General features: G+C 52.8%; 9 protein-coding genes. 8 read left to right on the forward strand and 1 reads right to left on the reverse strand.

The annotated features are described in order from the left end of the window. The first annotated feature begins 62 nt into the window (after positions 1 to 62). The 7 genes from H7U36_RS00270 (at position 63) to H7U36_RS00300 (ending at position 8969) form a co-directional block, all read left to right on the forward strand. Positions 63 to 932 carry a metallophosphoesterase gene (locus tag H7U36_RS00270; RefSeq protein ID WP_171031509.1) on the forward strand — a complete coding sequence of 290 codons (870 nt, stop codon included), beginning with the start codon at positions 63 to 65 and terminating at the stop codon, positions 930 to 932. 435 nt (positions 933 to 1367) lie between these two features. Next, complete coding sequence (locus H7U36_RS00275) at positions 1368 to 2771, forward strand: hydroxymethylglutaryl-CoA lyase-like TIM-barrel protein (RefSeq protein ID WP_033124841.1); 1404 nt, start codon at positions 1368 to 1370, stop codon at positions 2769 to 2771. Between the two features lie 5 nt (positions 2772 to 2776). After that, positions 2777 to 3445, forward strand: a complete 669-nt coding sequence (locus H7U36_RS00280; RefSeq protein WP_033124842.1) for a GntR family transcriptional regulator — start codon at positions 2777 to 2779, stop codon at positions 3443 to 3445. Positions 3446 to 3491: 46 nt separating this feature from the next. Further along, a complete protein-coding gene (locus H7U36_RS00285; protein ID WP_033124843.1) occupies positions 3492 to 4691 on the forward strand; it encodes an NADP-dependent isocitrate dehydrogenase in 1200 nt (399 codons plus the stop codon). A 323-nt stretch (positions 4692 to 5014) separates the two neighbouring features. After that, positions 5015 to 5908, forward strand: a complete 894-nt coding sequence (locus tag H7U36_RS00290; protein ID WP_205155591.1) for a substrate-binding domain-containing protein — start codon at positions 5015 to 5017, stop codon at positions 5906 to 5908. 17 nt (positions 5909 to 5925) lie between these two features. Then, the gene (gene ppk1, locus H7U36_RS00295; protein WP_033124844.1) at positions 5926 to 7998 is read left to right on the forward strand and encodes a polyphosphate kinase 1; all 2073 of its coding nucleotides are present in this window, start codon (positions 5926 to 5928) and stop codon (positions 7996 to 7998) included. Positions 7999 to 8057: 59 nt separating this feature from the next. Next, positions 8058 to 8969, forward strand: coding sequence for a magnesium transporter CorA family protein (locus H7U36_RS00300; RefSeq protein WP_033124845.1), 912 nt, complete (start codon positions 8058 to 8060; stop codon positions 8967 to 8969). Positions 8970 to 9023: 54 nt separating this feature from the next. Here H7U36_RS00300 and H7U36_RS00305 read toward each other — a convergent pair whose 3' ends face one another. Next, positions 9024 to 10955 carry an ABC-F family ATP-binding cassette domain-containing protein gene (locus tag H7U36_RS00305; protein ID WP_033124846.1) on the reverse strand — a complete coding sequence of 644 codons (1932 nt, stop codon included), beginning with the start codon at positions 10953 to 10955 and terminating at the stop codon, positions 9024 to 9026. A 186-nt stretch (positions 10956 to 11141) separates the two neighbouring features. Here H7U36_RS00305 and H7U36_RS00310 point away from each other — a divergent pair, with 186 nt between their 5' ends. Continuing rightward, complete coding sequence (locus tag H7U36_RS00310; RefSeq protein ID WP_033124847.1) at positions 11142 to 11795, forward strand: redox-sensing transcriptional repressor Rex; 654 nt, start codon at positions 11142 to 11144, stop codon at positions 11793 to 11795. Positions 11796 to 11916: the final 121 nt, after the last annotated feature.

Here is an 11916-nt window from a genome sequence, read left to right on the forward strand (position 1 = left end):
GGATAAAAGACAGTATAACAAGCATAACAGACATTAGAATGTGTGAAGAGCAGGAGGATTTTATGATTAGAAAAATTAGAAAGAAGAAAAACAAGCTTTGGATATATAGCAGAATTTTATACCTGACAGTAATCGTTGGCGTCTGTATCTGGATTTATCTATCGCAATATCAGCTGGTTGTAGAGAAGTATACAGTTATTTCACCCAAGATTCAAGAGACTATCCGAGTCGTACAGCTCTCAGATCTGCACAATCGAAGCTTTGGAAAAGATAATGAGAAGCTGATTAAAATGGTAGAGGAGCTGACTCCGGACATCATCTGTATGACAGGAGATATGCTCAACAGGAACGAAGAGTCTCTGGATGTTGTTGAAAATCTTGTTAAACAGTTATCTGATATGGCACCAGTCTATTTCTCTTATGGGAACCATGAAGAAGACTATGAAGATTATTATCAGACATCCATACGAGACAAAATAGAAAAAGCAGGAGCAACTGTATTAGACAATGAATCTATAGAGACAGTGATTGGCAATACAATGATAAATATAGGCGGAGCGTCCCAATATGGTATGATCGAACCGAGGGGCGACGGAGATGAATATCAGTTTTTAAAGCAGTATGAAGAATCAGATGATTTTAAACTCCTTTTGTGTCACATACCAGCAGGCATGCTTCTATGGAGAGGCCTGGAGCTGTGGAATGTTGATCTGGTCCTTTCCGGACATGAACATGGAGGACAGATTATCGTTCCGGGAATAGGTGGGCTTTACAGTCAGGATGAAGGTTTCTTTCCTGAATATACAGAGGGAATATTTACAGAAAACGGCCATACATTGATCTTGTCCAGGGGACTGGGAAGTGGAAATATAGTTCCAAGAATTAATAATACATCGGAAATCGTCTGTATAAATCTTGAGCCATCAGCATAGCAGGGTCAGCCCTTTCTGTGAAGCCGAATATATTTTTCCTGCTCCTGGTCGGAACTATCCTGCTGCCCATTTCTTTTTGAAGCGGCAGCACAGACAAAACACAAGAAAAGAAATATAAAAAAGAGAAATAATAAAACAGTAAATAAAACAACCATATTTACCCCTTCTTTCTCATCTTATTATTTAGGCAAGTTCAAGGATTATTAAAATTATAAACTGAAAAGACAGTATTATTCAAAAGAAATGCGTGTATTGATTCAAAAGAATAATGTGTTGTATAGCAATAGTGAATTATATTTATTATATTATAACACGTAATATGTATACTGGCAACTGCAATATCATCTATTATTACAAGTTATCGGAAATTGTTATTGACATCAATTGTATGATTGTATACAATTATACAAGAATAATCTAAAGGAGAGATGACACATGCAGGACAGGAAGGTTTACCTTGATGAACACACAAATCTGCTTCAGCTTGAGGAGCATATGTATCCCCTCGTGGACGTAAAAGAGCCGAACGTATTCAGAAATCTTTTCCACTACGACGAGATACCGAAGATTGCATTTAACGACAGGATCGTGCCCCACAGCATGCCGGACGAGATCTGGATCACAGACACCACGTTCCGCGACGGACAGCAGTCCAGGGCGCCCTACAGCACGAAGCAGATCGTGGACATTTACGACTATTTTCACAGGCTGGGCGGGCCGAAGGGCAAGATCCGCCAGTGCGAATTTTTCCTGTACAGCAAAAAGGACAGGGACGCCGTGTACCAGTGTATGGAGAAGGGCTACCAGTTTCCGGAGATCACGAGCTGGATCCGGGCCAGCAAGAAGGATTTTGAGCTGGTGAAGGAGATCGGCATGAAGGAGACGGGTATCCTTGTGAGCTGCTCGGACTACCATATTTTCTATAAGCTGAAAATGACGAGAAGGCAGGCCATGGAGCACTATCTCTCCGTTATAAGGGAGTGTCTGGAGACCGGCGTCAGCCCCAGGTGTCATCTGGAGGACATCACCAGGTCAGACATTTACGGGTTTGTCATTCCCTTCTGCCTGGAGCTCATGAACCTGATGAAGGAGTACCAGATCCCGGTGAAGATCCGCGTCTGCGACACGATGGGATATGGCGTCAACTACCCCGGAGCCGTGATCCCAAGGTCCATCCCGGGCATCATTTACGGGCTTAGGGTCCACGCGGGCGTGCCCAGCGAGCTCATTGAGTTCCACGGACACAATGATTTTTACAAGGCGGTCAGCAATTCCTCCACAGCCTGGCTCTACGGGGCAAGCGGCGTGAACTGCTCCATCTTCGGCATCGGGGAGAGGACAGGAAACACGCCTCTTGAGGCCATGGTCTTTGAGTACGCCCAGCTGAGGGGTACCCTGGACGGCATGGACACCACCGTGATCACAGAGCTGGCCGAATATTACGAGAAGGAGATCGGTTACCACATTCCCTCCAGAACGCCCTTTGTGGGAAAGAATTTTAACGTCACGAGAGCCGGCATCCACGCGGACGGCCTTTTGAAGAACGAGGAGATCTACAATATATTTGACACGGACAAATTCCTGAACAGACCGCCCCTTGTGGCTGTGTCCAACACCTCCGGGCTGGCGGGCATTGCCCACTGGATCAACACCTACTTCCATCTGCCGGAGGGGAAACAGGTGGACAAAAACACAGAGCTTGTGTCTATCGTCAAGGACTGGGTAGACCAGGAGTACGAGAGCGGACGCGTCACGGTGCTGACAGACGAGGAGCTCTTAAAGGTCATTGACGACGCGTGCCGCAGGACAGGCGTGACGCTGACAGCGCAGGAGGACTAAAGGCAATGGAAGAGTACCAGGACCAATCTCTCCGGGGAAGGGTGTTCCGCAGACTGCGGGAGGACATCCTCTCCGGTGTCTACAAGGAAAATGATGAGCTCCGGGAGGCCGCCATCGGGGAGGAGCTGGGGGTCAGCAGGACTCCGGTGCGGGAGGCGCTGCGCCAGCTGGAGCTGGAGGGCCTTGTGTCCATCATCCCCAACAAGGGAGCCTACGTGACCGGCATTTCCCTGAAGGACGTGCACGATATTTACATGATCCGGTCCATGCTGGAGGGACTCTGCGCCAGATGGGCCACCAGGTATATCACGGAGGAGCAGATCGAGGAGCTGGAGGAGGTGATCCTCCTGTCTGAGTTCCATCTGAAGAGAAAGAGTGCGGACAAAAAGGGTGCAGAAAAGGCACAGCAGGTGTCAGAGCTGGACGGAAAATTCCACAAGGTCTTGTATCACGCCTCCAATAGTCGTATACTGGAACATGTACTGTCAGATTTTCACAAATATGTGAAGATGGCCAGGACCATGTCCGTGGAGGAGGAGAGCCGGGCTGAGAAATCCATCGAGGAGCACCGCTCTATCCTGGAGGCCATCAAGTCCAGAGACGAGGATCTGGCAGAGCGACTTGCCAACGAACACATCATGAAGGTGATGAAAAATCTTCATATAGAAGAATAAAAACGCTGATCCAAATAATTTATTTAAAGAAAAGGAGAATACGAACATGGAAAAGATCAAGATGACCACCCCGATCGTGGAGATGGACGGAGACGAGATGACAAGAATCCTCTGGAAGATGATCAAAGAGCATCTTCTGGAGCCGTTTATCGAGCTCAACACAGAGTACTATGATCTGGGACTGGAGCACCGCAACGAGACCAATGACCAGGTGACCATTGACTCCGCCAACGCCACAAAGAAATACAAGGTGGCAGTGAAATGCGCCACCATTACTCCCAATGCGGCCCGCATGACTGAGTATGATCTGAAGGAGATGTGGAAGAGCCCCAACGGAACGATCCGTGCCATCCTGGACGGGACTGTGTTCCGGGCGCCCATCGTTGTGAAGGGGATCGAGCCCTGTGTGAAGAACTGGAAGAAGCCCATCACCATCGCAAGGCACGCCTACGGGGATGTGTACAAGGGAACTGAGATGAAGATCCCGGGAGCCGGCAAGGTGGAGCTCGTCTACACAGCTGAGGACGGACACGAGGAGAGAGAGCTTGTGCACAGCTTCACAGGGGCGGGTATCGTGCAGGGTATGCACAATGTCAACGACTCCATCGCAAGCTTTGCAAGGAGCTGCTTCAACTATGCCCTGGATACAAAGCAGGATCTGTGGTTTGCCACAAAGGACACCATCTCCAAGAAGTATGACCACACATTCAAGGACATTTTCCAGGAGATCTACGATAAAGAGTACGCCGAGAGGTTCGAGAAGGCGGGCATCGTATACTTCTACACCCTCATCGACGACGCGGTGGCCCGCGTCATGAAATCCGAGGGCGGCTACATCTGGGCCTGCAAGAACTACGACGGAGATGTCATGAGCGACATGGTGTCCTCCGCCTTCGGCTCCCTGGCCATGATGACCTCTGTTCTCGTATCCCCGGAGGGCTATTACGAGTACGAGGCGGCTCACGGGACTGTGCAGCGCCACTACTACAAGTACCTGAAGGGCGAGGAGACATCCACCAACTCTGTGGCAACCATCTTCGCCTGGACCGGCGCCCTGAGAAAGCGCGGCGAGCTGGACGGCAACAAGGAGCTGATGGCCTTTGCGGACAAGCTGGAGAAGGCCACCATCGACACCATCGAGGAAGGAAAAATGACAAAGGACCTGGCGCTGATCACCACAATGGAGAACCCCACTGTGCTCAACAGCGAAGAATTTATTCTGGCAATTGCAGAAAAACTGGCGTAGTTTAATTGCAGACGTAATACTTTGCAAAAGTATTACGTCTGCAATTAACGTAACTGGTGCGCAATTGTGCCGGGATGCCGGCACAATTACTGCTACTGCGGCCCTTCCGGGAATATTCACCTATATTATCAGTACAACAGGGGATGTTTTGAAAGATATTGATACGATTGAAATGGCGCCGGGCGAGTTTGCATGTCCCGGCGTCAATTTTACATAGATTTAACATAAATTCGGATTACAAATTCATGAAAACCATTTATAATAGGGAAGAATATGTATTATAAAAAGGACAGGAATGTATGCGAATGAAAAAATGGAGACGTATGACAGCAATTACAGCGATTGCGGCGGCAGCGGGTGCAGCCTGCCTTCTAGGAGCCTGCAGCGGCAGCGAGCCGGCAGATGGTGGCGACAGGCAGGCTGAGGAGCTGACAGCCCTCGGACAGATCAAGGTGATCACCAGAGAGAGCGGGTCCGGCACCCGCAGCAGCCTTGCCCAGGCCCTGGGCCTTAACGAGGAGGGCGTGGACGACAGGGACTATATTCTGGAGACGGCAAAGACTGCGACCTCCGGCCAGGATGTGATCGCGGCGGTGGGAAGCGATAAGAGCGCCATCGGCTATGTGAGCTGGGGCACAGATATTTCCGGGGACGACAGCGTGAAGGAGCTGGCGGTGGACGGCGTGAAGGCGGACGACCAGACTATTGAGAGCGGTAAGTACCCGCTGGACCGGACCCTCTACCTTGCCAGTGCGGACGATCAGAATGCGCTGAAGGAGGATTTCCTGACTTTTGTGACAGGAAAGGGACAGGAAATCGTGGGAGAGTTCTTTGTACCTGCCGGGGAGGGAAAGGATGTGTTCCTCTCCTCGCAGCCGGCCGGGACACTTCGGATCCACGGATCCACCAGTCTGGCTCCGGTGATGGAGGCGCTGGCTGAGGCCTACGAGGAGGCAAACCCGGGCGCGGACATCCAGGTGACGGCATCAGACTCCTCCCAGGGGATCACAGACACCCTGACAGGAGACTGCGATATGGCTATGGTTTCCAGAGAGCTGTATGATTACGAGAAAAATGTGCTGGATCCGGTCCCGGTGGCAAAGGACGGCATCCGGATCATCGTGCAGGCGTCCAATCCCCTTGACGACCTGAGCGCGGACATGCTGGCGGACATCTACAGAGGCGACATTGCCGAGTGGGCAGATACAAAGGAATAATAAAAGAGGAGGATACGATGGAGAAAGAAAAGGCAAAAAAACAGGTGTTTATGAACAGAGAGCTGTCCTGGCTGAAATTCAACGAGCGGGTGCTTGAGGAGGCGGAGGACGAGCGGGTGCCCCTGTGCGAGCGGCTCAGCTTTGCGTCCATCTACCAGAGCAACCTGGATGAATTTTTCATGGTCCGCGTGGGCTCCCTGCAGGACCAGATGCTGCTGGGAAAAAAGATCCGGGACAATAAGACCCATATGACCTCGGCGGAGCAGATCAGAGAGATCCTGAAAAAAGTGCGTGAGCTCAGCGGGAGAAGGGACAGGGCCTACAACACCCTGATGGAGAAGTTGGAGCCCTGCGGTGTGCGGCTGACAGATTTTGGCCGTCTCTCCGAGGAGGAGAAGGACAGCCTGTCCAGATTTTTCCAGATGGAGATCGCCCCCCTGATCTCCCCCACAGTGGTTGGAAAGAGACAGCCCTTCCCCTTCCTGCGCAACAAGGAGATCTACGCGGTGGCTGTCCTTGAGACGAAGAACAAAAAGGAGAGACTTGGCATTATCCCCTGCACCAACACCATGGTGGAGAGGCTGATCCCAGTGCGGGGGCAGGAGGGCTGTTACATGCTGGCAGAAGAGCTGATCCTCCACTATATTCCCAGAGTGTTCGACGGCTACCAGATCAAGGCCAAATCTCTGATCCGTGTAACAAGGAATGCGGACATTGACGCGGACGCCCTCTACGATGAGGACCTGGACTACCGGGAGTTCATGGCAGACCTGATCAAGAGGAGAAAAAAGCTCTCCCCGGTCCGCCTGGAGCTCTCCAGGGAGATGGATGGGGATGTGGTGGAGACACTCTGCAAATATCTGGATCTGGACTCTACCCACGTGTTCCGGAGCCAGGCGCCCCTGGATCTGTCCTTCCTCTTCCAGATACAGGACATCCTGCGGAAAAATCCGGAGCTCTTCTTTGAGAAGAGAGTGCCTCAGAAATCCCCCGCCTTCCAGGAGGGAAGAAGCCTCATAGAGCAGATCAAGGAGGAGGACAAGATGCTGTCCTATCCCTATGAGTCCATCCGGCCCTTCCTCCGCCTGCTCAGCGAGGCGGCTGAGGACGAGAACGTCATCTCCATTAAAATGACCCTCTACCGTCTGGCAAAGCAGAGCAAGGTGGTTGAGGCTCTCATAGAGGCGGCTGAGAACGGAAAAGAGGTCGTGGTCCTTGTGGAGCTGCGTGCACGCTTTGACGAGGAGAACAATATCGAGTGGTCCAGACGGCTTGAGGCGGCCGGCTGCCAGGTAATCTACGGTTTGGAGGGCTACAAGGTCCACTCCAAGCTCTGCCTGATCACCAGAAAGGCTGAGGGCCGGGTAGAGTACATCACCCAGATCGGAACCGGAAACTACAATGAGAAGACGTCCCGCCTCTACACGGATCTGTCGCTCATGACAGCAAATGTGGATATCGGGCTGGAGGCGTCAGCTGTGTTCCAGGCTCTTTCCAAGGGCGAGGTGGTGGAGAAGTCCGATAAGCTCCTGGTGGCGCCCAAGTGCCTCCAGAACAGAGTGCTGGATATGATCGACGGGGAGATCAGCCGGGCTCAGAACGGGGAGGAAGCCTACATCGGGCTGAAGCTGAACTCCCTGACAGACAAGAAGATCATCGACAAGCTGATCGAGGCCTCCTGTGCCGGCGTGAAGATCGACATGATCATCCGGGGCATTGCCTGTCTCATCCCAGGCGTGGAGGGCAGCACGGAGAACATCCGGATCATCAGTATTGTGGGCAGATTTCTGGAGCACTCCAGGATCTACATCTTTGGAAGGGGCCAGCGGGCAAAGTACTACATCGCCTCTGCGGACTTTATGACGAGAAACACGGTGCGCAGAGTGGAGGTGGCTGCCCCTGTCCTCCAGGAGGACTTAAAGGAGCGCCTGCAGTCCATTTTTGACACTATGCTGAGAGACAATCAGAAGGCCAGGGAGGCCTGCAGCGACGGGGAGTACAGACATGTGGCCCAGAAGGAGGGGGAGGAGCCCCTGAACGCTCAGGAGTATTTTTACCAGGAGGCCTACGAGAAGGCGGGGAAGGCATAAAATCGGAAAAGCATAAAATCGGAAAGCGCATAACATAGAGAGAAAAGGTGTTGAGAAGCATGATATGGAAGATGGGAGAGAGGCTGGAAAAAATGGACGAGGAGGCGTGGAGGCTGGAGCAGTGCCCCGCGGTCTTCCTCACCGACTCCCGGAACTCCAGGCGGGTTCTCGACCTGTCCGGCATCCAGTATGAAAATGATATCCAGCTGGGACAGATCGGCTTCTGCAAGCTGGAGACACAGCAGGAGTGCCTGGTTGGGACCCTGTGTATCCCCAAGCTGTTGGATGTGCTGGGAAGCCGCTACCGGATCTATTTTTTCATCAACCAGAATCATGTGGTGCTGGTGGACGACGAGGATTTCTCCATGCGGCTGATCCGCAGGATCAAGAGCAAAAAGGCTCACCAGGGAGAGACAAAGGAGCGGTTTATCTACAATTACATTGCCGAGTTCATGAGCAGGGACCAGGAGCTGCTGATGCAGTACGAGAAGACGCTGATGCACATGGAGGAGGACGCCATGCAGGGGAAGATCGAGAATTTCCAGCAGGAGCTGATGCCCATCAGGAGAAAGCTTCTGAACCTGCGCAGCTATTACGACGAGATGATGGATATGGGGAGAGAGCTGGAGGAAAATGAGAACGGCTTTTTCGCCAAAAAGCAGCTCAAATACTTCGGGACACTCTCAGACCGGGCAGACCGACTCATGAGCCGCACCTCCCACCTGCTGGAGTACGCCCAGCAGGTGCGGGACGTGTACCAGGCTCAGGTGGATGCAAGGCAGAACAGCAACATGCAGTTCCTCACCGTCCTGTCCACCATCTTCTTTCCGTTGACTTTGATCACGGGCTGGTACGGCATGAATTTTAAGGATATGCCTGAGCTGCAGAACGGCTATCCCGGGGTTATCGTGCTGAGCCTGATCGTCATCATTGTCTGTATTCTGATCTTCAAGAAGAAGAAAATATTATAGAGAAAAAATGCCATAAAATATGCGCCTGCATTACAAAAGAGGGAGGAGCCTGCCTTACGCAAGCTCCTCCCATTTTTCGTACAACTCCTCCAGCCGGGCGGCTATGTCCGCCTTTTCCTTTGCCAGCTCCTGGCATTTCACAGAGTTGGTGTACACCTCCTCTGTGGCCATGAGCTCGTCAATCTGTGCGTCCCGCTCCTCCAGACTGGTGATCAGATCCTCTGTCTTCTTCAGGTCGTTCTGTCTTTTGCGCTCCCTGGCCTGGGCCTCCTTTTGCTCCTGCCAGCTCAGCTTGGCCTCGGACACTGTCTCAGCGGGTGCGGCTTTCCCGGTCTTCGCTGAAGCGGGTGCGGAAGAGGAGGACGCGTAGGCGGCGGTCAGCTCCTCCCGCTTTTCCAGGTAGTAATCGTAGTTGCCGATGTAGTTCACAAAGGTGTGGTTCACCAGCTCCAGGATGCGGGTGGCCGTCTGGTTGATAAAATACCGGTCGTGGGATACATAGAGGACCGTGCCGGTATAATTGTTCAGGGCGTTTTCCAGTATCTCCTTTGAGGCGATGTCCAGATGGTTGGTGGGCTCGTCCAGGATCAGGAAATTGGCCTCTGAGAGCATCAGCTTTGCCAGGGATACCCGGCCCCGCTCGCCTCCGCTTAAATCTCCGATCCGCTTGAACACATCGTCCCCCGTGAAGAGGAAAGCGGCCAGCATGTTGCGGATCTGGGTGCCCGTCAGATCCGGGTAGTCGTCCGAGATCTCCTCGAACACAGTCTTCTCCATGTGGAGCACGTGGTGCTCCTGGTCGTAGTAGCCCACGTGGACGTTGGCCCCCAGGGTGAAGCTGCCGCTGTCTGCGGGGAGCACGTCGTTCAGGATCTTGAGGAGAGTGGTCTTTCCCGTCCCGTTGTCGCCGATGACGGCCACGTGCTCGCCCCGGCGGATGTCGAAGCTGACATCAGTGAAGAGCGTCTGATCCGGGAAGGCTTTGCTCAGGTGTTCTACCGAGAGAACATCGTTTCCGCTGACACAGGAGGGCTCCAGCGTCAGGTGGATGTCTGTCTTCAGCTCCGCCGGCTTCTCGATCCGCTCCATCTTGTCCAGCATTTTCTCCCGGCTCTCCGCCCGCTTGATGGACTTTTCACGGTTGAAGGAGCGGAGCTTCTCGATGACCGCCTCCTGGTGGCGGATCTCCAGCTGCTGGTTCATGTACTCCTTCAGGCGTGCCTCCCGGACCTGCTTTTTCTTCTCCGCGTAGGCGGAGTAGTTGCCCATGTAGGTGGTCAGCTTCCCCTGCTCGATCTCGACCACCTTTGTCACTACCCGGTTCAGAAAATACCGGTCATGGGACACGATGAGCACAGCCCCGGGGTAGTTCAGAAGATAGGTCTCCAGCCAGGAGATGGAGTTTAAGTCCAGGTGGTTGGTGGGCTCGTCAAGGAGCAGCACATCCGGTCTGGTGAGGAGCAGCTTCCCCAGGGAGACCCGGGTCTTCTGTCCTCCGGAGAGGGTGTCCACAGCCTTGGAGAAATCCTCCTCCCCAAAGCCCAGTCCCTTCAGAACGCCGGTGATCTCGCTCTCGTAGGCGTAGCCGTTCTCCCGCTCAAACTGCTCCGTCAGCCGGTGATAGGTGTTCAGCCGCTCTGTCAGGGCATCCCCCTGGAGGGAGGGCAGCTCCTCCTCGATCTGCCGGATCTCCCTCTCGATGGCGATGATCTGCGCCTTGGCGGTCTTCACCTCCTCGTAGATCGTGTTTCCCCCTGTCAGGTCCTGGTGCTGGGCCAGATAGCCCAGGGTGCGGCCCTTTGCCAGGGTGACTGAGCCGCCGTCCAGAGGCAGCTCCCCCACGATCATCTTGAGGATGGTGGATTTCCCGGCCCCATTGCTTCCCACCAGGGCTGCCTTCTCGTGGTCTTCTATATGGAAAGAGCCGTCGCGCACGATGACCTCCTCCCCAAATGATTTTTCTATATTGTGACATGCCAGTATCATGGTGTACCTCCTGCGTAAAAACCGTGCATTTTAAAGCCTTAACTATTATATCGGGGAACCTGCGGCGTGTCAATTTCCAGAAGGCTGTCAGCGCTGATTTGAGGAACTTTTGAGAACAATAAATTGACTTTATTGTAACAATTCTATATAATAAAATCTGAGAAACTGAAATGGAAGGTGGATAAAGTGGAAGGCAGAGAAATTTCGCAGGCAGTCATACGTAGACTTCCAAGATATTACCGCTATTTAGGGGAGCTGCTGGAGAACGGCGTGGAGCGCATTTCCTCCAACGACCTGAGCAAGAAAATGCATGTGACAGCATCCCAGATACGGCAGGATCTGAACAACTTCGGCGGCTTTGGCCAGCAGGGGTATGGATATAATGTAAAATATCTCTACACAGAGATAGGAAAGATACTTGGCCTGGAGGAGGATCATGACATGGTCATCATCGGGGCCGGTAATCTGGGACATGCGCTGGCGAACTACGCGGCGTTTGAAAAACGGGGATTTGTGCTCAAGGGTATCTTTGATGTCAATCCCACACTGAAGGGGATGACGATCCGGGGCGTGCCCATCCATATGATGGACGAGCTGGAGGACTTTGTTAAGAACAATGACATAGAGATCGGTATTCTGACGATCCCGAAGGCAAAGGCGATTGAGGTTGCCAACCAGTTGGTGTCGTACGGAGTGAAGGCGATATGGAACTTCGCACATACGGATCTGAATCTTCCGGATGATGTGATCGTTGAAAATGTCCACCTGTCAGAGAGCCTGATGCGGCTGTCCTACAATATCAGCCGTTACAAAGAGGAACAGAAAAAATCAGAGAAGTAACAGGACTTTGAGACGTGTAAAGCCGGCGTGTGTGAGACAGGCCTTCTTTACACGTCTTTTGCGTTGCCGTGGACCTGTCTGAGCGCAGCGGGACGGCGGCTTCAAAAACGAACCTGCCTGT

Source organism: Faecalicatena fissicatena, assembly GCF_016900595.1.
Taxonomy (GTDB): domain Bacteria; phylum Bacillota; class Clostridia; order Lachnospirales; family Lachnospiraceae; genus Claveliimonas; species Claveliimonas intestinigallinarum.